The 23,570-nt window shown below is 52.0% G+C and carries 21 protein-coding genes and 1 pseudogene; 14 read left to right on the top strand and 8 right to left on the bottom strand.

From position 1 onward, the window contains the following. Positions 1–40: 40 nt before the first annotated feature. A complete protein-coding gene (hemL, locus tag HV041_RS16075; RefSeq protein WP_116360691.1) occupies positions 41–1,321 on the bottom strand; it encodes a glutamate-1-semialdehyde 2,1-aminomutase in 1,281 nt (426 codons plus the stop codon). Positions 1,322–1,489: 168 nt separating this feature from the next. Between hemL and clcA the strand changes: the two genes are divergently transcribed. The 3 genes and pseudogenes from clcA (at position 1,490) to erpA (ending at position 3,337) form a co-directional block, all read left to right on the top strand. Further along, positions 1,490–2,911 (top strand): H(+)/Cl(-) exchange transporter ClcA, encoded by a 1,422-nt coding sequence (clcA, locus tag HV041_RS16070; protein WP_121584224.1) that lies wholly within the window; start codon positions 1,490–1,492, stop codon positions 2,909–2,911. Between the two features lie 23 nt (positions 2,912–2,934). Then, a pseudogene (yadW, locus tag HV041_RS24905) lies at positions 2,935–3,000 on the top strand (small protein YadW). Next, positions 2,993–3,337, top strand: coding sequence for an iron-sulfur cluster insertion protein ErpA (gene erpA, locus HV041_RS16065; RefSeq protein ID WP_003018581.1), 345 nt, complete (start codon positions 2,993–2,995; stop codon positions 3,335–3,337). The pseudogene yadW and the gene erpA overlap by 8 nt, the downstream one beginning before the upstream one ends. Before the next feature lie 119 nt (positions 3,338–3,456). Here erpA and HV041_RS16060 read toward each other — a convergent pair whose 3' ends face one another. From HV041_RS16060 to mtnN, 3 genes are read right to left on the bottom strand one after another with little or no spacing between them, the layout of a single operon-like run. Beyond that, positions 3,457–4,080 carry a TRIC cation channel family protein gene (locus tag HV041_RS16060; RefSeq protein ID WP_121584225.1) on the bottom strand — a complete coding sequence of 208 codons (624 nt, stop codon included), beginning with the start codon at positions 4,078–4,080 and terminating at the stop codon, positions 3,457–3,459. Between the two features lie 37 nt (positions 4,081–4,117). Continuing rightward, positions 4,118–4,918, bottom strand: coding sequence for a vitamin B12 ABC transporter substrate-binding protein BtuF (gene btuF, locus HV041_RS16055; protein WP_121584226.1), 801 nt, complete (start codon positions 4,916–4,918; stop codon positions 4,118–4,120). Then, positions 4,911–5,609 (bottom strand): 5'-methylthioadenosine/S-adenosylhomocysteine nucleosidase, encoded by a 699-nt coding sequence (mtnN, locus tag HV041_RS16050; protein ID WP_003018572.1) that lies wholly within the window; start codon positions 5,607–5,609, stop codon positions 4,911–4,913. The genes btuF and mtnN overlap by 8 nt, the downstream gene beginning before the upstream one ends. Positions 5,610–5,692: 83 nt before the next feature. Between mtnN and dgt the strand changes: the two genes are divergently transcribed. The 3 genes from dgt (at position 5,693) to cdaR (ending at position 10,081) form a co-directional block, all read left to right on the top strand. Beyond that, the gene (dgt, locus tag HV041_RS16045) at positions 5,693–7,210 is read left to right on the top strand and encodes a dGTPase (protein ID WP_121584227.1); all 1,518 of its coding nucleotides are present in this window, start codon (positions 5,693–5,695) and stop codon (positions 7,208–7,210) included. A gap of 129 nt (positions 7,211–7,339) precedes the next feature. Continuing rightward, the gene (gene degP / locus HV041_RS16040; RefSeq protein WP_121584228.1) at positions 7,340–8,773 is read left to right on the top strand and encodes a serine endoprotease DegP; all 1,434 of its coding nucleotides are present in this window, start codon (positions 7,340–7,342) and stop codon (positions 8,771–8,773) included. Between the two features lie 150 nt (positions 8,774–8,923). Next, positions 8,924–10,081: a DNA-binding transcriptional regulator CdaR gene (cdaR, locus tag HV041_RS16035; RefSeq protein WP_005132128.1), complete on the top strand. Its 1,158-nt coding sequence runs from the start codon at positions 8,924–8,926 to the stop codon at positions 10,079–10,081. An 87-nt stretch (positions 10,082–10,168) separates the two neighbouring features. On the opposite strand, the gene HV041_RS16030 is transcribed toward cdaR, so the two are convergent. From HV041_RS16030 to map, 4 genes are all read right to left on the bottom strand, one after another. Then, a complete protein-coding gene (locus tag HV041_RS16030) occupies positions 10,169–10,555 on the bottom strand; it encodes a DUF3461 family protein (RefSeq protein ID WP_003018562.1) in 387 nt (128 codons plus the stop codon). Between the two features lie 109 nt (positions 10,556–10,664). Further along, positions 10,665–11,489, bottom strand: coding sequence for a 2,3,4,5-tetrahydropyridine-2,6-dicarboxylate N-succinyltransferase (gene dapD / locus HV041_RS16025; protein WP_003837532.1), 825 nt, complete (start codon positions 11,487–11,489; stop codon positions 10,665–10,667). A 31-nt stretch (positions 11,490–11,520) separates the two neighbouring features. After that, the gene (glnD, locus tag HV041_RS16020) at positions 11,521–14,193 is read right to left on the bottom strand and encodes a bifunctional uridylyltransferase/uridylyl-removing protein GlnD (protein ID WP_048212649.1); all 2,673 of its coding nucleotides are present in this window, start codon (positions 14,191–14,193) and stop codon (positions 11,521–11,523) included. Between the two features lie 238 nt (positions 14,194–14,431). After that, entirely contained in the window at positions 14,432–15,226 is a 795-nt protein-coding gene (gene map / locus HV041_RS16015) for a type I methionyl aminopeptidase (protein ID WP_048212648.1), read from the bottom strand. A gap of 449 nt (positions 15,227–15,675) precedes the next feature. Between map and rpsB the strand changes: the two genes are divergently transcribed. From rpsB to rseP, 8 genes are all read left to right on the top strand, one after another. Then, on the top strand, positions 15,676–16,401 hold the full coding sequence (gene rpsB, locus HV041_RS16010) for a 30S ribosomal protein S2 (RefSeq protein ID WP_005132117.1): 726 nt from the start codon (positions 15,676–15,678) through the stop codon (positions 16,399–16,401). Positions 16,402–16,665: 264 nt separating this feature from the next. After that, entirely contained in the window at positions 16,666–17,517 is an 852-nt protein-coding gene (gene tsf, locus HV041_RS16005; protein ID WP_005132116.1) for a translation elongation factor Ts, read from the top strand. A 145-nt stretch (positions 17,518–17,662) separates the two neighbouring features. Then, entirely contained in the window at positions 17,663–18,388 is a 726-nt protein-coding gene (gene pyrH, locus HV041_RS16000; RefSeq protein WP_005132114.1) for a UMP kinase, read from the top strand. Between the two features lie 139 nt (positions 18,389–18,527). Continuing rightward, positions 18,528–19,085, top strand: a complete 558-nt coding sequence (gene frr, locus HV041_RS15995; RefSeq protein ID WP_005132113.1) for a ribosome recycling factor — start codon at positions 18,528–18,530, stop codon at positions 19,083–19,085. 96 nt (positions 19,086–19,181) lie between these two features. After that, positions 19,182–20,378 carry a 1-deoxy-D-xylulose-5-phosphate reductoisomerase gene (gene ispC / locus HV041_RS15990; RefSeq protein WP_005132112.1) on the top strand — a complete coding sequence of 399 codons (1,197 nt, stop codon included), beginning with the start codon at positions 19,182–19,184 and terminating at the stop codon, positions 20,376–20,378. A gap of 188 nt (positions 20,379–20,566) precedes the next feature. After that, positions 20,567–21,325, top strand: a complete 759-nt coding sequence (gene ispU / locus HV041_RS15985; protein WP_040230029.1) for a (2E,6E)-farnesyl-diphosphate-specific ditrans,polycis-undecaprenyl-diphosphate synthase — start codon at positions 20,567–20,569, stop codon at positions 21,323–21,325. A gap of 12 nt (positions 21,326–21,337) precedes the next feature. Beyond that, positions 21,338–22,195 carry a phosphatidate cytidylyltransferase gene (cdsA, locus tag HV041_RS15980; RefSeq protein WP_040230031.1) on the top strand — a complete coding sequence of 286 codons (858 nt, stop codon included), beginning with the start codon at positions 21,338–21,340 and terminating at the stop codon, positions 22,193–22,195. A gap of 11 nt (positions 22,196–22,206) precedes the next feature. Further along, complete coding sequence (gene rseP, locus HV041_RS15975) at positions 22,207–23,559, top strand: sigma E protease regulator RseP (RefSeq protein WP_121584230.1); 1,353 nt, start codon at positions 22,207–22,209, stop codon at positions 23,557–23,559. Positions 23,560–23,570 lie beyond the last annotated feature (11 nt).

The raw sequence follows: 23,570 nt of genomic DNA, 5'->3' as shown, positions 1-23,570 counted from the left end.
TAGGCCGGGTAAGCGTAAGCGCCACCCGGCAATTCATCACTTACAATTTCGCAAACACCCGGCGTGCGGCGTCGATGGTGTTATTGATATCGTCTTCGCTGTGCGCGACAGACATAAAGCCCGCTTCGAAGGCGGACGGCGCCAGGTAAACGCCTTCATCCAGCATCATGTGGAAGAAACGCTTGAAGCGTTCAACATCGCAGGCCATCACGTCCTGATAGCAGGTCACGGTTTCGGCATCGGTGAAGAAAATCCCGAACATCCCGCCGACATGGTTAACCACCAGTGGAATATTTGCTTCTTCGGCAGCTTCCAGCAGACCTTCCGCCAGACGCGTCGTCAGTTCGTTCAACGTCTCATGAATCCCCGGCTGGGCGACTTCGGTCAGACAGGCGAATCCGGCCGCCATCGCAATTGGATTACCGGAAAGCGTCCCCGCCTGGTAAACCGGTCCGGTCGGCGCCAGTGCGTCCATCACATCGCGACGGCCACCGAATGCGCCAACGGGCATTCCGCCACCGATGATTTTGCCAAGACAAGTCAGATCCGGTACTACGCCGTAATAATCCTGCGCACCGGCCAGCGCGACGCGGAAACCGGTCATCACTTCATCGATGATCAACAGCGCGCCAAACTCATCGCACAGCGCACGCAGGCCTGGCAGGAATTCCGGCAGCGGCGGGATGCAGTTCATGTTGCCCGCGACCGGCTCAACGATGATGCAGGCGATCTCCTGCGGATACTGTTCGAATGCCGCACGTACTGAGGCAAGATCGTTATAGGTGCAGGTCAGGGTATGTTTTGCGAAATCTGCCGGAACGCCCGGGGAGTTAGGCTGACCCAGCGTTAACGCGCCGGAACCGGCTTTGACCAGCAGGCAGTCGGCATGACCGTGGTAGCAGCCTTCAAATTTGATGATCTTATCGCGACCGGTGAAACCGCGCGCCAGACGGATCGCGCTCATTGTGGCTTCGGTACCGGAGTTCACCATACGTACCATATCCATGGTTGGCACTAACTCAGTGACCAGCGCCGCCATTTTTACTTCCATTTCGGTCGGCGCGCCGAAGCTTAAACCGCGCTCTGCCGCTTCAATCACGGCATTGCGAATTGCCGGGTGGTTGTGACCCAGCACCATCGGCCCCCAGGAGCCGACATAATCGATATAGGCTTTACCATCGACATCATACAGATATGCGCCGTCAGCTTTTTCAATAAACAGCGGAGTACCACCCACGCCAGTAAAGGCGCGAACGGGGGAGTTAACGCCGCCTGGGATAAGTTCGCGTGCTGCGCTGTAGAGATTTTCAGACTTACTCATGGATGGGGTCCTGGTTCGTAGAAAAAGTAAATGCCCGCTATTCTAGTTATTCAGAGAAGGTTATGAAAGTTTTGCGTATTTGAAACAATACGATTTACAGGGGATTTTCACGAAACGTGCGAGTAGAATGCCGTTTCCGTATTTGTATTACCAATTAATGATTATCTGATGAAAACAGACACCCCTTCTTTTGAAGCACAACAAATTGTGCGTTTACGGCGCAGGGATCAGATCCGTCGACTCCTTGATCGTGACAAAACGCCGTTGGCGATCCTCTTTATGGCCGCCGTGGTGGGGACAGTGACGGGGTTGGTGGGTGTGGCGTTTGAGAAAGCCGTGACCTGGGTGCAGAATCTGCGTATTGGCACGCTGGCACAGGTTGCTGACCACGCCGTCCTGGTATGGCCTTTGGCGTTTATTCTTTCTGCATTGCTGGCGATGGTGGGTTATTTTCTGGTGCGTAAATTTGCCCCGGAAGCCGGTGGTTCGGGGATCCCTGAGATTGAAGGCGCATTGGAAGAGCTCCGCCCGGTGCGCTGGTGGCGTGTGCTGCCGGTAAAATTTATCGGCGGTATGGGTACGCTGGGTGCCGGAATGGTGCTTGGGCGAGAAGGACCAACCGTGCAGATTGGTGGCAATATCGGGCGCATGGTGCTGGATATTTTCCGCATGCGTAGCGCCGAAGCGCGGCACACCTTACTGGCAACCGGTGCGGCTGCGGGGCTGTCAGCCGCGTTTAATGCGCCTTTGGCCGGCATTCTGTTCATTATTGAAGAGATGCGACCACAGTTTCGTTATAACCTCGTGTCGATCAAAGCCGTATTTACCGGCGTGATTATGTCGAGCATTGTATTTCGTATTTTCAACGGCGAGGCCCCGATTATTGAGGTCGGGAAACTCTCCAATGCGCCGGTTAATACGCTGTGGTTGTACCTCATCCTCGGGATTATTTTTGGTTGCGTCGGGCCGTTGTTCAATACCATGGTGTTGCGTACCCAGGATATGTTTCAACGCTTTCACGGTGGTGAAATTAAAAAATGGGTGCTGATGGGCGGTGCGATCGGCGGCCTGTGCGGGATCCTCGGTTTGATTCAACCTGAAGCGGCAGGCGGTGGATTTAACCTGATCCCGATTGCCGCTGCGGGCAATTTCAGCGTGGGCCTGCTGCTGTTTATCTTTATCGCCAGGGTGATCACCACGCTGCTGTGCTTCTCATCCGGCGCGCCTGGTGGGATATTTGCCCCAATGCTGGCGTTAGGCACATTGCTGGGAACTGCATTTGGCATGGCTGCAGCAGCCTCTTTTCCGCAGTATCATCTGGAGGCGGGGACGTTTGCTATTGCCGGGATGGGGGCATTGCTGGCCGCTTCAGTGCGTGCGCCGTTAACGGGCATTGTGCTGGTGCTGGAAATGACGGATAACTATCAGCTCATTTTGCCAATGATTATTACCTGTCTTGGCGCAACACTATTAGCCCAGTTTATGGGTGGAAAACCGCTATACTCGACTATCCTTGCCCGCACGCTGGCTAAACAGGAAGTGGAGCAGGCGGCAAAAAGCCAGAGTACCGCCACGGGCGAGAATACTTGAACGAAATACCAGGGTATTAGATAATGGCCTTAACCATTGGGTTATAATTTGCCCAATTGCCAATGTCGTTTGGAGCAAAATATGAGTGATGACGTAGCGCTGCCACTGCAATTTACTGAAGCAGCAGCCAATAAAGTAAAAAGCCTGATCGCTGACGAAGATAACCCGAATCTGAAATTACGCGTGTATATCACCGGCGGTGGTTGCAGCGGTTTCCAGTACGGTTTTACCTTTGATGATCAGGTAAACGATGGTGATATGACCATTGAGAAACAAGGTGTTGGTCTGGTGGTTGACCCGATGAGCCTGCAATATCTGGTGGGCGGCGCGGTTGACTATACCGAAGGTCTGGAAGGTTCCCGCTTCGTTGTGACTAACCCGAATGCGAAAAGCACCTGCGGGTGTGGTTCTTCTTTCAGCATCTGATTGCTGTCTGTAATACCAGTGGTCTGATGGTGTAGGCCCGGTAAGCGTAGCGCCACCGGGCAATGTGCCGGATGGCGGCGTAAACGCCTTATCCGGCCTACATATTCTGCATCATCATGTCAACGTCCGTTATCATCCAGCGCAAACGTCGGCAATTTCAAATGCCAGCGAATGGCGGCAAGCCGAATCAACAGGGTGACAATCATCCCCATCATACTGGCGTTTTCCAGCGATACATTAAAGGTATAAAACGCTGTCGCATGCACGATCCCGCCGATAATACACGCCGTGGCGTAGATTTCGGTGCGCAAAATCATCGGCACTTCACGCGCTAACACGTCGCGAATAATTCCGCCGCCGACGCCGGTAATCACTCCCATACAAATCGCCACCAAGGGTCCTGTTCCTGCGAGAAAGGCCTTGTTGACGCCAATACCCACGAACACCGCCAGGCCAACGGCATCCAGCACCGGAAGGATCCATTTCGGCAGGCGTCTTGGTTGACGTACCAACAGGATCGTTAGCATGCTGGTGATCATCGCCACGACCAGATCGGTTGGATCTTTAACCCAAAAAACCGGTCCATTATCCAGCGCCATATCGCGGATCGTACCTCCACCGACGGCGGTAACCACGCCGAGGACCAGGACGCCAAACGGATCCATACGTAATTTTCCGGCCAGTAATACGCCAGAGATTGCAAATACCGCGGTGCCGACAATATCAAGCCAATAGACGAGCATTTTTAAATCCTCACAACAGACCTGGTGGGGGCAGGCGCTAATTTACTTGTGAAAGCGCATTACAGAGTTGTTTTGCGGCGAGGATAATACGCGGGCTCGCGCGTTCGAACCAGTCACTATTAAGTGTAATAATGGGTATTTTTAGCTGGTTTCCCCAGTATTGCTCAATTTTCAGAGTTTCGCCCGGACCGCCGGTTGCAACAATAGCCTGGGGGGCTCGTGCCAGGACCTGCTCACGGCTAACCTGCGGCCAGGGAACCCGACTACCGGCAAAGATGTTTTCTCCGCCGCATACCTCAAGAACTTCGTGCTGAATAGAACCTTTTCCACTGGTAAACAGAGGATTGGCACCAAACTGGAGAAACACGCGTTTTTTCGGTTTGTTAGCATACTGAGATTTAAGTACAGCATAGTCATCAAGCATGGTTTGCGCCGCCTGTTTAGCTTGTTCAGGCTTGGGGCTCCACGCAGCCAACTGGCGTAACGCATCGGCGACCTGCTCAATGGTAACGGCATCCACCCAGATGACCTTAATTCCCAGGGAGGTCAGTTGATTCACCTGCCGCTCAGCATTTCCCCCGCGCCAGGCGACGACCAAATCAGGTTTCAGCGCCACAATACGTTCAAGATTCATACCTTGCCAGGTTGAGACCTCTTCAATATTTTTGGCCTCGGGCGGGTAGTTTGAATAGCTGCTGACGCCAACGGGGGTAATACCGGCGGCGAAGGCCAGTTCAGTGTTGGCTGGGGAAAGCGAAATAACGCGCGGCGCGGCGTAAAGCCACGCCGGAAGAATGAAAAGCAGGGCGACCAGCGCCCTGGAGATGTATTTAGCCATGCGCCAGTTTCTGCACCAGCGTTTCAACCATCAGGCTTGACTGCTTCGCGGCAACGACCAGGAACTCGTCAAAGCTGAGATGGGACTGCTGATCGGCAACGTCTGAGATAGCGCGAACCACGACAAATGGCACCTTAAAGTTGTGGCAAACGTGCGCAATTGCGGTCGCTTCCATCTCAACGGCAATCGCCTGCGGGAAGTTATGCTTAATTTTAGCCAGCCCCACGGAACCATTAATGAATGCATCGCCGCTGACGATAAGTCCGCGAACAGCGTTCAGATTGAGTTCTGCGATGCAGGATTCTGCGGCTGCAATCAACGCAGGATCGGCTTTAAAACCAGCCGGGCAACCCGGTAGCTGACCAAATTCATAACCAAAGGCAGTGACATCGGCATCGTGATAGCGCGCTTCATCAGAAACTACGATATCGCCGACTTTCAGCGTAGAGGCCAGGCCGCCCGCGGAACCGGTATTAATGATGGCGTCCGGCTTGCAGCGTTCAAGCAGCAGCGTAGCGCCGAGCGCCGCAGCCACTTTACCGATACCTGATTTCAGAAGCGCAACCTCAGTACCATTCAGTTGGCCGGTGTAAATTTCACAACCGCCGAGCGTGATGGTCTGACGGTTTTCGATTTTGTCACGCAGCAGCGTAACTTCTTCTTCCATTGCACCAATGATGCCGATTTTCATAGATTTACTCGCGATAAGCCAGATTTGAGGGCATAGTCTATCATGCGCTTAAGGGGTAGCGCATTTCTCAGGCGGGAGAGGATATGGTACAGATCGATTTCCGAAAAAAAATAAACTGGCATCGCCGTTACCGTTCGCCGCAGGGCGTGAAGACGGAGCATGAGATCCTGCGAATTTTTGAAAGCGATCGTGGACGTATTATCAATTCTCCGGCTATTCGCCGGCTGCAACAAAAAACCCAGGTCTTTCCGCTGGAGCGTAATGCAGCGGTGCGTACGCGCCTGACGCACTCGATGGAAGTGCAGCAGGTTGGGCGCTATATCGCGAAAGAGATCCTCAGCCGACTGAAAGAGCTAAAGCTGCTGGAGCAGTATGGTCTGGATGAACTGACGGGACCGTTTGAGAGTATTGTCGAAATGTCCTGCCTGATGCATGACATTGGTAATCCTCCGTTTGGCCATTTTGGCGAAGCGGCGATTAATGACTGGTTTCGCCAGCGGTTGTATCCCGCCGACGCGGAAAGTCAGCCCCTGAGTGATGACCGCTGCCAGGTGACGCCATTACGTTTGCGTGAAGGTGAAGAGTCGCTGAATGATATTCGCCGCAAGGTGCGCCAGGACTTGTGTCATTTTGAAGGCAATGCGCAGGGTATTCGTCTGGTGCATACTTTGATGCGTATGAACCTTACCTGGGCGCAGGTTGGCGGTATTTTAAAATATACCCGTCCGGCATGGTGGCGCGGCAGTGCACCCGAGACGCACAACTATTTAATGAAGAAGCCTGGTTATTACCTTTCTGAGGAACCGTATATTGAGCGGTTACGTAAAGAATTATCATTAGCACCTTACAGTCGTTTTCCATTAACCTGGATTATGGAAGCTGCCGATGATATCTCATATTGCGTGGCCGACCTGGAAGACGCCGTTGAGAAAAGAATCTTTAGCGTCGAGCAACTTTATCACCATCTGCATGAAGCGTGGGGGCATCACGAAAAAGGCTCTCTGTTTAGTCAGGTTGTTGAGAACGCCTGGGAAAAATCACGTTCAAATACATTAAGCCGCAGCACCGAAGATCAGTTCTTTATGTATTTACGCGTCAATACGCTGAATAAACTGGTTCCGTATGCGGCCCAGCGGTTTATTGATAATTTGCCGCAGATTTATGAAGGTAGCTTTAATCATGCGCTGTTAGAAGATGCCAGTAGCTTCAGCCAGTTACTGGGCGTTTATAAGAATGTGGCGGTAAAACATGTGTTTAGCCATCCGGATGTTGAGCAACTGGAATTACAGGGCTATCGGGTGATCAGCGGGTTGCTGGAGATCTATCAACCGTTATTGAAAATGTCTCAGTCAGATTTTACTGAACTGGTCGACAATGAAAGAGTAAAACGTTTTCCTATCGAGTCCCGTTTATTTCAGAAGTTGTCTACCCGCCATCGTCTTGCGTATGTTGAGGCGGTTAGTAAAATATCGACGGGGTGTGCCGAGTATTCGGTTCTGGAATATTATTATCGCTGCCGGTTGATCCAGGATTATATCAGCGGGATGACAGATTTGTATGCCTGGGATGAATATCGTCGCTTGATGGCCGTAGAACAATAAATACTCATTTGTAAAGACGGCCAATAAAATTTTACTTTTTCCTTAAACTTAATTCTGGAACTTAGCGTTATAAAACGACTCTGACGTATACAGCAATTTTGCGTTACCTGTTAATCGAGAACGAAACACATGAAAAAAACCACATTAGCAATGAGTGCACTGGCTCTGAGTTTAGGTTTGGCGTTGTCCCCCCTGTCTGCAACTGCGGCTGAGACGTCGTCTTCAGCAATGACCGCCCAACAGATGCCAAGCCTGGCCCCGATGCTCGAAAAAGTGATGCCATCGGTGGTAAGTATTAACGTCGAGGGGAGCACGACGGTGAATACGCCGCGTATGCCGCGTAATTTCCAGCAGTTCTTTGGTGATAATTCACCGTTCTGCCAGGACGGATCTCCGTTCCAGAGTTCACCGTTCTGCCAGGGCGGCGCACCGGGCGCTGGTAATGGCGGCGGCCAGCAGCAGAAATTTATGGCGCTGGGTTCCGGCGTAATTATTGATGCTGCGAAAGGTTATGTCGTGACCAACAACCACGTGGTGGATAACGCTACGGTAATTAAGGTTCAGTTGAGCGATGGCCGCAAATTTGACGCGAAGATCGTGGGCAAAGATCCACGCTCCGATATCGCGCTGATCCAAATTCAGGATCCGAAAAACCTGACGGCGATTAAGCTGGCAGATTCCGACGCGCTGCGCGTGGGTGATTACACTGTAGCGATTGGTAACCCGTTTGGCCTCGGTGAAACGGTGACATCAGGTATCGTTTCTGCACTGGGGCGTAGTGGCCTGAATGCCGAAAACTACGAGAACTTTATCCAGACGGATGCGGCGATCAACCGCGGTAACTCTGGCGGTGCGCTGGTTAACCTGAATGGTGAGTTGATCGGGATTAACACCGCGATCCTCGCGCCGGACGGTGGCAACATCGGGATCGGTTTTGCTATCCCAAGCAACATGGTGAAAAACCTGACTTCGCAGATGGTTGAGTTCGGCCAGGTTAAACGCGGTGAGCTGGGTATTATGGGGACTGAGCTGAGCTCTGAGCTGGCGAAAGCGATGAAAGTGGATGCCCAGCGTGGGGCATTCGTCAGCCAGGTTATGCCGAACTCTTCTGCAGCGAAAGCCGGTATCAAAGCTGGGGACGTGATTACCTCCCTGAACGGTAAACCAATCAGCAGCTTCGCTGCCCTGCGTGCGCAGGTCGGCACCATGCCAGTGGGTAGCAAAATTAACCTTGGCCTGCTGCGCGACGGTAAGCCGGTAACGGTGAACCTGGAACTGCAGCAGAGCAGCCAGACTCAGGTTGATTCCAGCTCTATCTTCAAAGGCATTGAAGGTGCGGATATGAGCAACAAAGGCCAGGACAAAGGTGTCGTGGTAAGCGATGTGAAACCGAATTCGCCAGCGGCACAGATTGGCCTGAAGAAAGGGGATGTCATCATTGGTGCTAACCAGCAACCGGTGAAAAACATCGCGGAACTGCGCAAAATTCTCGACAGTAAACCGGCTGTTCTGGCGCTGAACATTCAGCGTGGTGACAGCTCTATCTATCTGTTGATGCAATAATCCCTCTGAACCCCTTCCCATATCAGGGAAGGGGTTTCTTTTTGTGATACCTACCACAACTCCATACTTCTCTCTTCTGCTTTGTGCATTTGCACAATGTCGCAGCCTGTTTTCTTCCCTATGCTTGAGCACTGCTCACAGGAGGGCTTTATGGCTGGCTGGCATCTCGATACCAAAATGGCGCAGGATATTGTGGCGCGAACCATGCGCATCATTGATACCAATATCAACGTAATGGATGCCCGTGGGCGGATAATCGGCAGTGGCGATCGCGAACGTATTGGTGAATTGCACGAAGGGGCACTGCTGGTGCTCTCACAGGGCCGGGTAGTCGATATTGATGATGCGGTAGCGCGACATTTGCACGGCGTGCGTCAGGGGATAAACCTGCCGCTGCGGCTCGAAGGCGAAATCGTTGGCGTTATTGGCTTAACCGGTGAGCCGGAGCATTTGCGTAAATACGGTGAACTGGTGTGTATGACCGCCGAAATGATGCTGGAGCAGTCGCGTTTGATGCATCTGCTCGCTCAGGACAGTCGTCTGCGCGAAGAACTGGTGATGAACCTGATTCAGGCTGAAGAAAACACCCCGGCGCTGGTGGAATGGGCGCAGAGGCTGGGTATAGATCTGAACCAGCCGCGCGTGGTAGCGGTGGTGGAGGTCGACAGCGGTCAGCTTGGTGTAGACAGTGCCATGGCTGAACTACAGCAATTACAAAATGCGTTGACGACACCAGAACGAAATAACCTGATTGCGATTGTTTCACTGACTGAGATGGTAGTTCTGAAACCCGCACTGAATCAGTTTGGCCGCTGGGATGCAGAAGATCATCGCAAGCGTGTTGAACAGTTGATCGCCCGTATGAAAGAGAACGGACAACTACGCTTTCGCGTATCGCTGGGCAACTATTTTACCGGGCCGGGCAGCATTGCCCGTTCGTATCGCACCGCACGTACAACCATGATGGTCGGCAAGCAGCGCATGCCGGAAAGCCGCAGCTATTTTTACCAGGATTTAATGCTGCCAGTGCTGCTGGACAGCCTGCGCGGCGGCTGGCAGGCTAATGAGCTGGCCCGTCCGCTGGTTCGGCTGAAAGCGATGGATAACAACGGCTTGCTGCGTCGGACTTTAGCGGCGTGGTTTCGGCATAACGTTCAGCCGCTGGCGACCTCAAAAGCGTTGTTTATCCACCGTAATACGCTGGAATATCGCCTGAATCGAATTTCAGAGCTGACCGGGCTGGATTTAGGGAATTTTGACGACCGATTGCTGCTGTATGTCGCGCTACAACTGGATGAGCAGCATTAATTCCTTGCCTGTTGGCGCTACGCTTATCAGGCAAAATGCCGGGGGGCGGCTTCGCCTTACCCGGCCTACGAACACATTCACTCGCGGTTATTTACGCGTTAGTTTTTCCAGATCGGCTTCAATTTCGCTGATCTTGTTGGTCACGACGCTTTCCAGATGACGTAAATCATCGAGGATCTTGCGTTTAAGATCGACTTCACTGCGATCGCGCTGGCAGATCTGATCCAGTTCGTCGATCACATAGCGCAGGTTTGGACTGATCTCCTGCACTTCTTTGTAGCCCTGACCGACGCCATCGGCGACAACCGTTTTACGCTGACGGGGATATTTGAACTTCACGCTCTTGGCAAAAAACTCACCTTTATCCTTTTGGAAATAGATTTTCAGGATATCGTTGTTGGCTTCTTGCCGCAGGCTGTAACGATCGATCTCTTCAGGATTAGTAATGCCCAGACTTTTCAGATTGTCATACATAGCGGTACCCTTAAGCTCACTATAACCATTGAATAATTAACGAAAAGCCTTGTTTATGCCACTCGCAGATGTAAAAAAAGCGGGCTAAGCCCGCTTTTTCAAATTGCTGTTAGTCGATGGTACGTAACAGTTCGTTGATACCCACTTTGCCACGCGTTTTAGCGTCGACTTTCTTCACGATCACCGCGCAGTACAGGCTGTATTTGCCATCTTTCGACGGCAGGTTGCCGGAGACAACCACAGAGCCCGCCGGAACGCGGCCATAATGCACTTCGCCGGTTTCACGATCGTAAATACGGGTGCTCTGACCAATGTACACGCCCATAGAGATAACAGAGCCTTCTTCGACGATCACGCCTTCAACCACTTCAGAACGTGCGCCGATGAAGCAGTTGTCTTCGATGATGGTCGGGTTAGCCTGTAACGGCTCCAGTACGCCACCGATGCCAACGCCGCCGGACAGGTGAACGTTTTTACCAATTTGCGCGCAGGAACCCACGGTCGCCCAGGTATCAACCATCGTACCTTCATCCACATAAGCGCCGATGTTCACGTAAGACGGCATCAGCACGGTGTTACGGGCGATAAACGCACCCTGGCGTACGGCCGCTGGCGGAACCACGCGGAAACCTTCTTTCTGGAAGCGTGCTTCGTCGTAGTTGGCGAATTTCATCGGCACTTTATCGAAGTAACGGCTTTCCGCACCCTCGATAACCTGATTATCGTTAATACGGAAAGAGAGCAGGACCGCCTTTTTCAGCCACTGATGCGTGACCCACTGACCCTCAATCTTTTCTGCGACGCGCAGTGCACCGGAATCCAGTAAAGCAATAACCTGATTCACCGCTTCGCGGGTTACGGTATCTACATTTGCCGGAGTAATGTCGGCACGGCGCTCAAAAGCGGACTCAATAACGTTCTGTAACTGCTGCATTGTTAAACTCTTTCCATAATAAATAAAAACATTACCCTTTATCGTTTGGATTGAGGGCCTCTGTCAACCGTTGATGTACTTCCTGCTGCAGCTCATTATTAAGGGCACGCCGGTCGGCGGTGGCGATTATGAATAAATCTTCTACTCGTTCGCCAATAGTTGTAATTCGGGCGCCATGCAGCGAAATTCCCAGATCGGCAAAAATCTGCCCGACCCGCGCCAGCAGTCCAGGCTGGTCGAGAGCGATAAGCTCAAGGAATGATTTACGGTCGGTATGGGTCGGAAGAAAAGTGACCTCGGTATCGACGGTAAAGTGGCGTAATTTTGCCGGCTGACGACGTGGTTGCGGTGGCTGCCAGCTGCGCTGCGTGATGGCCTGTTCCAGTCCAAAACGGATCGCTTCGTGCCTGTCTGACGACAGCGGACTGCCGTCCGGCTCCAGAACGATGAACGTATCCATCGCCATGCCATCACGGGTGGTGAAAATCTGTGCATCGTGAACGCTAAGATTACGTCTGTCCAGTTCGGCGCAGACGGCGGCGAACAGGTAAGGGCGGTCCGGGCTCCAGATGAAAATCTCCGTTCCGCCTCGCGTTGCCTGCGGGCTGAGTAAAATTAGTGGTTTACTGAGATCGTGCTGCAGCAGATGACGCGCATGCCAGGCCAGTTGATTTGGGCTGTGGCGCACGAAATAGTTGGCGCGACAGCGCGACCAGATGTGGTGCAGCGCTTCTTCATCAATGTTGTCCATACGCAGTAGCGCCAGTGCCTGCAGCTGATGATGGCGCACACGCTCGCGCATATCCGGTGTATTTTGCATCCCACGACGCAGCTGTTTTTCCGTGGCGAAGTATAATTCGCGCAACAGGCTTTGCTTCCAGCTATTCCACAGTGTTTCGTTAGTAGCGCAAATATCTGCGACGGTCAGGCACACTAAAAAGCGCAGACGATGTTCCGTTTGTACTTCTTCAGCGAATTGCTTGATCACCTCCGGATCCTGAATATCACGGCGCTGAGCGGTCACCGACATTAGCAGATGCTGGCGCACCAGCCACATGACCAGATTTGTTTCACGCGAGTTGAGTCCGTGTAATTCGGCGAACTTGAGTACGTCCTGAGCCCCCAGAATAGAGTGATCGCCGCCACGTCCTTTGGCGATATCGTGGAACAGCGCAGCAATCAGAATGAGTTCCGGTTGACGCAGGCGCGGCCACAGATCCACACACAGCGGATGGCGCGGGCGAGTCTCTTCCCTGGCAAAACTTTCCAGCTTGAGCATTACGCGGATGGTGTGCTCATCCACCGTATAAGCATGAAACAGGTCAAACTGCATTTGACCGACAATGTGTGACCACTGCGGCATATAGGCCCATAACACGCTGTGGCGATGCATTGGCAACAGGCCGCGACTCACTGCACCCGGATGGCGCAACATGCTGAGAAATAGCGAGCGCGCTTCCGGAATGTAGCACAGCGGTTGAGTTAAATGACGGCGGGCATGACGCAAATGACGCAGTGTGGTGGAGTAAATTCCGGTGATCGCGCTATTGCGTACCATGATGTAAAACATCCGCAAAATAGCCTCGGGCTCGCGGATAAACAGGTCGTCATTGCGCAGGTCAATCAATGTGCCACGCAACTGAAAGTCGTCATCAATTGGGCGCGGTTTTTCATCAGCCGGCATGGCGAGGATCGCCTCGTCAAACAGCTGGAGCAGCATGTGGTTCAGTTCACTCACTCGTCGCGTGACCCGGAAATAGTCTTTCATCATCCGCTCGATCGGCTCATTGCCTTCACCGCCATAATTGAGGCGTTGAGCCACGCTGAGCTGTCGATCAAACAGCAGACGATTATCGTAACGGTTCACGATCAGATGCAATGCAAAGCGAATGCGCCACAGAATATGCAAACATTCATTCAGTTCGGCGCGCTCCGCCAGCGTCAGGAAGCCGAAGCCGACCATCTCATCCAGCGACGTGGCACCAAAATGACGGCGGGCGACCCATTGCAGGGTGTGGATGTCGCGCAGTCCACCAGGACTGCTTTTGATATCCGGCTCCAGGTTGTAGCTGGTGCCGTGATAGCGCTGATGGCGTTGATTCTGTTCTTCCACTTTGGCAGCGTAAAATTTATCGGACGGCCAGAAACCTTCGCTAAAAATATGCTTTTGTAGCTCCAGAAACAGCGCCACATCGCCGATAAGCAGGCGTGTTTCAATCAGGTTGGTGGCGACGGTTAAATCCGATAGCCCCTCCAGCAGACACTCTTCCAGCGTCCGCACGCTGTGCCCAACCTCTAGCCTCACGTCCCATAGCAGCGTTAACAGCTCGCCGACTTTTTCGGCCTGTGCGTCAGGGAGCTTTTTACGACTCAGGATCAGTAGGTCAATATCGGAAAGGGGATGCAGTTCGCCGCGTCCGTAACCGCCAACAGCAACCAGCGCCAGATCGGCAATCTGACCGAAACCGGCTTCAATCCACAGACGCTGAAGTAACTGGTCAATAAACTCGGTGCGGGCCTCAATGAGTTGTTCTGCGGAGATCCCGCTGTCAAACGCTTCGCCTAACCAGTGCTGGAAAGCGTCGATATGCGCTTTAATGCCGGGGCAGTTGAGGTCGTGCTGTGGCCATGTCCCTGGGTTTTGCGGTTGGCCAGGCAGGGTGGGGAGGGCAGTATTTGCGTGCTGTTCAGGAAGAGTATTCATTATGCGCCACCCATTAAAAAGCCGGATGGCGGCTAATGCGCCTTACCCGGCCTACGGATTTACTCTTCATCCTTCAAGCTGCTTCTACGTTGGCTGCGCTCGTTCACTCCAGTCACGTACTTTTGTACGCTTCTGGAGATTCACTCTCTTGCCGTCTTGAAGCAACTCGAATGATTTTGAGTAAAGGTGCAATTTGTAGGCCTGATAAGATGCAGGGGCATCGCCATCAGGCAAAACATTATTCGCCGTGTGTGATGATCGCCGGGATGGTATCATCCGTGCGTAACGTCAGAATTTCACAGCCGTTTTCCGTCACCACAATAGTATGCTCGTACTGAGCAGACAAGCTCCGGTCTTTGGTTTTCACCGTCCAGCCGTCTTTCATGGTGCGGATACGGTAATCACCGGCATTCAGCATCGGTTCTACGGTGAAGGTCATGCCCGGCTGCAGTACCACACCGCCGTCGTCCGCATCGTAATGCAGAACCTGCGGTTCTTCATGGAAGCCGCGACCAATGCCGTGACCGCAGTATTCACGGACCACAGAGAAACCTTCGCCTTCCGCGTATTTCTGAATTGCAGCACCCAGGGTACGCAGGCGAATACCTGGTTTTACCATGCGCAGCGCCAGGTACAGGCTTTCCTGCGTGACGCGGCACAGACGCTCGCCAAGAATGGTCGGTTTCCCGACGATAAACATTTTGGACGTATCGCCGTGGTATTCGTCTTTAATCACTGTGACGTCAATGTTGACGATATCGCCGTCTTTCAGGAGCTTGGCATCGTCCGGGATCCCGTGGCACACGACTTCATTAATAGAGATGCACACGGATTTCGGATAACCGTGATAGCCCAGGCATGCGGAAATGGCCTGCTGTTCATTCACGATGTAGTCGTTACAAATGCGATCCAGCTCGCCGGTGCTGACGCCCGGTTTAACAAACGGTGCGATCATTTCCAGTACATCAGCGGCCAGGCGGCCTGCGACGCGCATTTTTTCGATTTCTTCAGGGGTCTTGATTGAGATAGCCATGAATTCTGTCCATCAGTGCCGATGATATCGGCAATAATTGTTTAAGTGCTGCCAATGGTATCAGTCCCGCATACATGCTGCCAAATTGAGAATCATTCTAAACTTCGCCTTTCGTGCCACAGGTGCGTTGGCTGTATTTTTTCACTCCAGTCACTTACTACATGTAAGCTCCTGGAGATTCAAAAATTTGCCGCCTTCCTGTAACACGAAATTCATCGTTCATTCAGCACACAGTACCAACAATTATTGGTGTCGACGGCGTATTTGTGGTATAAAGCGCGCCGGACTTCCGTTCTATTCGCAGACTACACACGATGGACGGGAGCGACAAATCTCACTTTGTGTAACAACACACACGTATCGACACATATTCCGGGGTGCCCTTAAGGGTCGGTAATATGGGATGCGTGGAGGCTTAACCCCAACTTTTATATATAGAGGTTTTAATCATGGCAACTGTTTCCATGCGCGACATGCTCAAGGCTGGTGTTCACTTCGGTCACCAGACCCGTTACTGGAACCCGAAAATGAAGCCGTTCATCTTCGGTGCGCGTAACAAAGTTCACATCATCAACCTTGAGAAAACTGTACCGATGTTCAACGAAGCTCTGGCTGAACTGAACAAGATCTCTGCTCGTAAAGGTAAAATCCTTTTCGTTGGTACTAAACGCGCTGCAAGCGAAGCGGTGAAAGACGCTGCTAACAGCTGCGACCAGTTCTTCGTGAACCATCGCTGGCTGGGCGGTATGCTGACTAACTGGAAAACCGTTCGTCAGTCCATCAAACGTCTGAAAGATCTGGAAACTCAGTCTCAGGACGGTACTTTCGAAAAGCTGACCAAGAAAGAAGCGCTGATGCGCACCCGTGAGCTTGAGAAACTGGAAAACAGCCTGGGCGGTATCAAAGACATGGGCGGCCTGCCGGACGCTCTGTTCGTAATCGATGCTGACCACGAGCACATTGCTATCAAAGAAGCAAACAACCTGGGTATCCCGGTATTTGCTATCGTTGATACCAACTCTGATCCGGACGGTGTTGACTTCGTTATCCCGGGTAACGACGACGCAATCCGTGCTGTGACCCTGTACCTGGGCGCTGTAGCTACTACCGTTCGTGAAGGCCGTTCTCAGGATCTGGCTTCCCAGGCGGAAGAAAGCTTCGTAGAAGCTGAATAATAAGGCACGCTCGTTAGAGCGACCCCTTATATATCCTAGATAATTCGAGTTGCTGGAAGGCGTTGACGCAACGAATCCCCCGGAGCTTACGTCAGTAAGTGACTGGGGTGAGTAAGGAAAACAACGCACCAGCAGCTTGAAGAATGACGGATATAGGCCAGGTAGTATCACGTTTGGTTAGGGGGCCTGTATATGGCCCCCTTTTTCACTTTTAAATCTGTGCGGTTTCATGCCGGGCAGATCAAATCTTCCGAGGATTTTAGAATGGCTGAAATTACCGCATCCCTGGTAAAAGAGCTGCGTGAGCGTACTGGCGCAGGCATGATGGATTGCAAAAAAGCACTGACTGAAGCTAATGGCGACATCGAGCTGGCAATCGAAAACATGCGTAAGTCCGGTGCTATTAAAGCAGCGAAAAAAGCAGGCAACGTTGCTGCTGACGGCGTAATCAAAACCAAAATCGACGGTAATATCGCTTTCATTCTGGAAGTTAACTGCCAGACTGACTTCGTTGCTAAAGATGCTGGTTTCCAGGCATTTGCTGACAAAGTACTGGACGCTGCCGTTGCTGGCAAAATCACTGACGTTGAAGTTCTGAAAGCACAGTTCGAAGAAGAACGTGTTGCTCTGGTTGCTAAAATCGGTGAGAACATCAACATCCGTCGCGTGGCTTCCCTGGAAGGCGAAGTACTGGGTAGCTACCAGCACGGTGCGCGTATCGGTGTTCTGGTTGCTGCAACTGGCGCTGATGAAGAACTGGTTAAACAGCTGGCAATGCACATTGCTGCAAGCAAACCAGAATTCGTTAAGCCGGAAGACGTTTCTGCTGAAGTAGTAGAAAAAGAATACCAGGTTCAGCTGGATATCGCGATGCAGTCTGGCAAGCCGAAAGAAATCGCAGAGAAAATGGTTGAAGGCCGCATGAAGAAATTCACCGGCGAAGTTTCTCTGACTGGTCAGCCTTTCGTTATGGAACCGAGCAAATCTGTTGCTCAGCTGCTGAAAGAGCACAACGCTGACGTAACTGGTTTCATCCGCTTCGAAGTGGGTGAAGGCATCGAGAAAGTTGAGACTGACTTTGCAGCAGAAGTTGCTGCGATGTCCAAGCAGTCTTAATTTTAAAAGGAGCCGCCTGAGGGCGGCTTCTTTTTGCGCCCGACTTGTAAATTCAGCTAAGCGCTATAGTGGCAGGGCTGAAAAGCGACATACAATGTCGCTGGAATTAACTCATCTCATTCGTTGACAGTCTCAGGAAAGAAACATGGCTACCAATGCAAAACCCGTCTACAAACGTATTCTGCTTAAGTTAAGTGGCGAAGCTCTGCAAGGTTCAGAGGGCTTCGGTATTGATGCAAGCATACTTGACCGTATGGCTCAGGAAATCAAAGAGCTGGTCGAGCTGGGAATCCAGGTTGGCGTAGTGATCGGTGGTGGTAACCTGTTCCGTGGTGCTGGTCTGGCGAAAGCAGGGATGAACCGCGTCGTGGGCGACCACATGGGCATGTTAGCCACCGTAATGAACGGTCTGGCGATGCGCGATGCGCTTCACCGCGCCTATGTGAACGCTCGCCTGATGTCCGCTATCCCTCTGAACGGCGTGTGTGATAACTACAGCTGGGCGGAAGCGATCAGCCTGTTGCGTAACAACCGCGTGGTTATTTTGTCCGCTGGTACAGGCAACCCGTTCTTCACCACTGACTCCGCAGCCTGCCTGCGTGGTATTGAAATTGAAGCGGATGTGGTTCTGAAAGCCACTAAAGTTGATGGTGTGTTTACCGCCGATCCAGCTAAAGATCCAACAGCAACCATGTACGAACAGTTGACCTATGCTGAAGTACTGGATAAAGAACTGAAAGTGATGGATCTGGCTGCGTTCACGCTGGCTCGTGACCACAAATTACCGATTCGTGTCTTCAACATGAACAAACCGGGTGCGTTGCGCCGCGTTGTGATGGGTGAAAAAGAAGGCACGTTAATCACGGAATAATTCCCGTTGCGGCTAAATGCAGGTAATATTCCGCTTTAATGTCGCGGGATACGTCCCTCAAAATTAATCAAGACTATACTTGTCACATCTTGCGTGGTGGGTATGGTCTGACTGAAACAAGCTTTCAAGGATTCGTAACGTGATCAACGATATCAGAAAAGATGCTGAAGTACGCATGGACAAATGCGTCGAAGCATTCAAAAATCAAATCAGCAAAATTCGCACGGGTCGTGCTTCTCCCAGCCTGCTGGATGGCATTATCGTAGAATATTACGGCACGCCGACTCCGCTGCGCCAGCTGGCAAGCGTAACGGTTGAAGATTCCCGTACCCTGAAAATCAACGTGTTTGACCGTTCTATGGGTCCGGCTGTTGAGAAAGCGATTATGGCTTCTGACCTCGGTCTGAACCCAAGCTCAGCGGGTTCTGACATCCGCGTTCCGCTGCCACCGCTGACCGAAGAACGTCGTAAAGATCTGACCAAGATCGTACGTGGTGAAGCTGAAGGCGCGCGTGTTGCTGTGCGTAACGTACGCCGTGACGCCAACGACAAAGTGAAAGCGCTGCTGAAAGATAAAGAGATCAGCGAAGATGACGATCGCCGTTCTCAGGACGACGTACAGAAACTGACCGATGCTGCAATCAAGAAAGTTGATGCGGCGCTGGCAGAGAAAGAAGCGGAACTGATGCAGTTCTGATTCGCCTGTACGCTAAAAACGCCGCTTAGAAGGCCTGAGAAGGCTGGATGGCGGCGTTTTGCTTTTTTATCCTGTCTCAATTCTTCTGGATGTCTCATGAAGCAATTAACCATCCTGGGCTCAACCGGCTCTATTGGTTGCAGTACGCTCGATGTAGTACGCCATAACCCGGATAAATTTCGTGTTGCTGCGTTGGTAGCGGGTAAAAATGTCGCCCGTATGGTGGAGCAATGTCTTGAGTTTTCCCCCCGCTACGCGGTGATGGATGACGATAAAAGTGCAGCGCTGGTGAAATCCGCATTGCGGGATCATGGAAGTCGCACCGAGGTTATGTGCGGGCAGCAGGCAGCCTGTGATATGGCCGCGCTGGATGATGTCGATCAGGTCATGGCGGCGATAGTCGGCGCGGCAGGTTTGTTGCCAACGCTTGCGGCAATCCGCGCGGGCAAAAACATTTTGCTGGCGAATAAAGAGTCTCTGGTAACCTGCGGGCGTCTGTTTATGGACGACGTGAAACGGCATAAAGCGCAGCTTTTGCCGGTAGATAGCGAACATAACGCGATTTTTCAGAGTTTACCGCAACCTATCCAACACAATCTGGGATACGCTGACCTTGAGCAAAACGGCGTTGTGTCCGTTCTGCTTACCGGGTCTGGTGGCCCTTTCCGTGAAACGCCATTGCCCGATCTGGCTCTAATGACTCCCGATCAGGCATGCCGTCATCCGAATTGGTCGATGGGACGAAAAATCTCCGTCGATTCCGCCACCATGATGAATAAAGGTCTGGAATACATTGAAGCGCGTTGGTTGTTTAATGCCAGTGCAAGCCAGATGGAAGTGCTGATCCATCCACAGTCGGTTATTCACTCTATGGTCCGTTATCAGGATGGTAGCGTCCTGGCCCAGTTGGGTGAGCCTGATATGCGCACGCCTATCGCCCATACGATGGCATGGCCGGAACGTGTGAGCTCTGGCGTTAAGCCTGTCGATTTTTGCCAACTCAGTGCGTTGACGTTTTCCGCACCTGATTATCAGCGTTATCCGTGCCTGAAACTGGCGATGGACGCGTTTGAGCAAGGACAGGCTGCGACAACTGCGCTGAATGCCGCAAATGAGATTACCGTTGCCGCATTTTTGGCGCAGCAGATTCGATTTACGGATATCGCCGATCTTAATTTGTCCGTACTGGATAGGATGGATTTGCAGGAACCGCAGAGCGTTGACGATGTGCTGAGGGTCGATGCCATCGCCAGAGACGTCGCGACAAAACAAGTGACACGACTCTCAAGCTGATGATAATCCCTCTGTGAGGGATCGTGCTATTTGTTAGCGTTGGGCTTCAGTGATATAGTCTGCGCCACCTGATCGCAGGTATTTGCTTTTTTTCGATCGGGTAAGCCGTGGTTTGACACGGCTTTTTTGTGGATAGGCTTCAGTATTCCTGAGTACCGTATAATCCTTTCAGGGACTAAAAACGCGTTATGTTGTCTGCAACTAAACCATTAAGCGAGAACTTGCCAGCACATGGTTGTCGCCATGTCGCAATTATTATGGATGGCAATGGCCGCTGGGCGAAAAAGCAAGGGAAGATCCGCGCCTTCGGGCATAAGGCCGGAGCAAAATCCGTCCGCCGGGCTGTCTCTTTTGCTGCCAATAACGGTATTGATGCGTTAACGCTGTATGCCTTTAGCAGTGAGAACTGGAACCGACCAGCGCAGGAAGTCAGTGCGTTAATGGAATTGTTTGTGTGGGCACTTGATAGCGAAGTGAAAAACCTGCACCGCCATAACGTGCGCCTGCGTATTATTGGGGATATCAGTCGATTTAACACACGTTTGCAAGAACGGATTCGCAAGTCGGAAGCGCTTACCGCCCAGAATACTGGGTTAACGCTGAATATTGCCGCGAATTACGGTGGACGGTGGGATATTGTCCAGGGCGTCAGGCAACTGGCACAACAGGTGCAGGAAGGTCTGTTGCGTCCAGAGCAAATTGATGAAGAGATGCTTGGTCAGCAAGTGTGTATGCATGAGCTGGCTCCTGTGGATTTAGTGATAAGGACTGGGGGAGAGCATCGAATTAGTAATTTTTTGTTGTGGCAAATTGCCTATGCCGAACTTTACTTTACGGATGTTCTCTGGCCCGATTTCGATGAACAAGACTTTGAAGGTGCGCTACATGCCTTTGCTAATCGTGAGCGTCGTTTCGGCGGCACCGAGCCCGGTGATGAAAAAGCCTGATGGGGGTCGCTTTTGCTGAAGTATCGCCTGATTTCTGCTTTTGTTTTAATACCCGTTGTCATCGCGGCGTTGTTTTTGTTGCCGCCGGTGGGGTTCGCCATTGTTACGCTGGTCGTTTGTATGCTGGCCGCCTGGGAATGGGGACAGTTAAGTGGTTTTGCCACTCGTACACAGCGAGTTTGGTTGGCGGTTTTGTGCGGGCTATTGCTGGCACTGATGCTATTTTTGCTGCCTGAGTATCATCATAATATTCACCAACCGCTGGTTGAAGTGTCGCTTTGGGCGTCGCTGGGCTGGTGGGCCGTGGCGCTATTACTGGTGCTGTTTTACCCCGGTTCAGCCTCGGTCTGGCGTAATTCCAAAACATTACGCATAATTTTCGGCGTGTTAACCATTGTTCCTTTCTTTTGGGGAATGCTGGCGCTGCGTGCCTGGCACTATGATGAGAATCATTATAGTGGCGCGCTATGGCTGCTGTATGTCATGATCCTCGTCTGGGGAGCGGATTCCGGTGCATATATGTTTGGTAAGTTGTTTGGCAAACATAAGCTGGCGCCGAAGGTTTCTCCGGGTAAAACCTGGCAGGGTTTTATTGGCGGACTCGCCACTGCGGCTGTGATCTCATGGGGTTACGGCATGTGGGCGAATCTTGAAGTTGCGCCTGTCACCTTGCTCATTTGCTCCATCGTTGCAGCCCTGGCCTCCGTGCTGGGTGACCTGACCGAGAGTATGTTTAAGCGTGAAGCAGGTATTAAGGATAGTGGTCACTTAATCCCAGGACACGGTGGTATTCTGGATCGTATTGACAGCCTGACGGCTGCGGTGCCGGTCTTTGCTTGCCTGTTGTTACTGGTATTCAGGACGCTCTAACGGATGGTCTTATGCTGAGTATTCTCTGGAATCTGGCTGCATTCATCGTTGCACTTGGTGTACTTATCACCGTGCATGAATTTGGTCATTTCTGGGTTGCACGGCGCTGCGGAGTCCGCGTCGAGCGCTTTTCCATTGGCTTTGGAAAAGCGCTTTGGCGCCGTACCGATAAACAGGGTACGGAATACGTGATCGCCTTAATTCCCCTCGGCGGTTACGTCAAAATGCTGGATGAGCGCGCTGAGCCCGTTGTACCGGAGCTGCGCCACTATGCTTTCAACAATAAAACAGTTGGGCAGCGCGCGGCCATTATCGCTGCAGGCCCGATTGCAAATTTCCTCTTCGCTATTTTTGCCTACTGGCTGGTGTTTATCATCGGTGTCCCTGGCGTTCGTCCGGTTGTTGGTGAAATAACACCCAACTCGATTGCTGCCCAGGCGCAAATTCAGCCAGGTACGGAACTAAAAGCGGTTGATGGTATCGAAACCCCTGATTGGGATACCGTCCGATTGCAGCTGGTAGCTAAAATTGGTGATGAGCAGACTATCCTCAGCGTGGCACCGTTTGGTAGTAACCAGCGACAGGATAAAACGCTGGATTTGCGCCAATGGGCATTTGAGCCAGACAAACAGGATCCCGTCACGAGTTTGGGCATTCGTCCTCGTGGTCCGCAGATTGAACCGGTGCTGTCAGAAGTGCAGGTAAACTCCGCGGCAAGTAAGGCGGGTTTGCAAGCTGGCGACAGGATCGTTAAAGTCAATGGTCAGCCGCTGACGCAATGGATGACGTTCGTGACGTTGGTGCGCGATAATCCGGATAAGCCGTTAGCGCTAGATATTGAAAGACAAGGAAGTTCCTTGTCTTTAACGTTAACCCCAGATTCAAAACAGGTTAACGGGAAGGCCGAAGGTTTTGCGGGCGTAGTGCCTAAAATTATCCCTCTGCCTGATGAGTATAAGACTGTACGCCAGTATGGGCCATTCAGCGCCATCCTCGAAGCCTCGGATAAAACGTGGCAGTTGATGAAGCTAACGGTCAGTATGCTGGGAAAATTGATTACCGGTGATGTAAAACTGAACAACCTCAGTGGGCCGATTTCTATCGCCCAGGGGGCTGGGATGTCAGCGGAGTTCGGGGTTATTTATTACCTGATGTTCCTTGCGCTTATCAGCGTGAACTTAGGGATAATCAACCTGTTTCCGTTGCCCGTTCTTGACGGGGGGCATCTGCTGTTCCTGGCGATTGAAAAGCTGAAGGGCGGTCCGGTATCCGAGCGGGTTCAAGACTTTAGTTATCGCATTGGCTCTATCTTGCTGGTGTTGTTAATGGGGCTTGCACTTTTCAATGATTTCTCTCGGTTGTAAGAGAGTGTTAG

Source organism: Citrobacter sp. RHBSTW-00029, from assembly GCF_014104295.1.
Classification (GTDB): domain Bacteria; phylum Pseudomonadota; class Gammaproteobacteria; order Enterobacterales; family Enterobacteriaceae; genus Citrobacter; species Citrobacter youngae.
The sequence above is the reverse complement of the archived record's forward strand: the minus strand, read 5'-3'. Positions and strand labels throughout refer to the sequence as shown.

Coding starts and splice junctions, on each gene's coding strand:
- hemL (WP_116360691.1), bottom strand. CDS start 1,321: ATGAGTAAGTCTGAAAATCTCTACAGCGCAGCACGCGAACTTATCCCA.
- clcA (WP_121584224.1), top strand. CDS start 1,490: ATGAAAACAGACACCCCTTCTTTTGAAGCACAACAAATTGTGCGTTTA.
- erpA (WP_003018581.1), top strand. CDS start 2,993: ATGAGTGATGACGTAGCGCTGCCACTGCAATTTACTGAAGCAGCAGCC.
- HV041_RS16060 (WP_121584225.1), bottom strand. CDS start 4,080: ATGCTCGTCTATTGGCTTGATATTGTCGGCACCGCGGTATTTGCAATC.
- btuF (WP_121584226.1), bottom strand. CDS start 4,918: ATGGCTAAATACATCTCCAGGGCGCTGGTCGCCCTGCTTTTCATTCTT.
- mtnN (WP_003018572.1), bottom strand. CDS start 5,609: ATGAAAATCGGCATCATTGGTGCAATGGAAGAAGAAGTTACGCTGCTG.
- dgt (WP_121584227.1), top strand. CDS start 5,693: ATGGTACAGATCGATTTCCGAAAAAAAATAAACTGGCATCGCCGTTAC.
- degP (WP_121584228.1), top strand. CDS start 7,340: ATGAAAAAAACCACATTAGCAATGAGTGCACTGGCTCTGAGTTTAGGT.
- cdaR (WP_005132128.1), top strand. CDS start 8,924: ATGGCTGGCTGGCATCTCGATACCAAAATGGCGCAGGATATTGTGGCG.
- HV041_RS16030 (WP_003018562.1), bottom strand. CDS start 10,555: ATGTATGACAATCTGAAAAGTCTGGGCATTACTAATCCTGAAGAGATC.
- dapD (WP_003837532.1), bottom strand. CDS start 11,489: ATGCAGCAGTTACAGAACGTTATTGAGTCCGCTTTTGAGCGCCGTGCC.
- glnD (WP_048212649.1), bottom strand. CDS start 14,193: ATGAATACTCTTCCTGAACAGCACGCAAATACTGCCCTCCCCACCCTG.
- map (WP_048212648.1), bottom strand. CDS start 15,226: ATGGCTATCTCAATCAAGACCCCTGAAGAAATCGAAAAAATGCGCGTC.
- rpsB (WP_005132117.1), top strand. CDS start 15,676: ATGGCAACTGTTTCCATGCGCGACATGCTCAAGGCTGGTGTTCACTTC.
- tsf (WP_005132116.1), top strand. CDS start 16,666: ATGGCTGAAATTACCGCATCCCTGGTAAAAGAGCTGCGTGAGCGTACT.
- pyrH (WP_005132114.1), top strand. CDS start 17,663: ATGGCTACCAATGCAAAACCCGTCTACAAACGTATTCTGCTTAAGTTA.
- ispC (WP_005132112.1), top strand. CDS start 19,182: ATGAAGCAATTAACCATCCTGGGCTCAACCGGCTCTATTGGTTGCAGT.
- ispU (WP_040230029.1), top strand. CDS start 20,567: ATGTTGTCTGCAACTAAACCATTAAGCGAGAACTTGCCAGCACATGGT.
- rseP (WP_121584230.1), top strand. CDS start 22,207: ATGCTGAGTATTCTCTGGAATCTGGCTGCATTCATCGTTGCACTTGGT.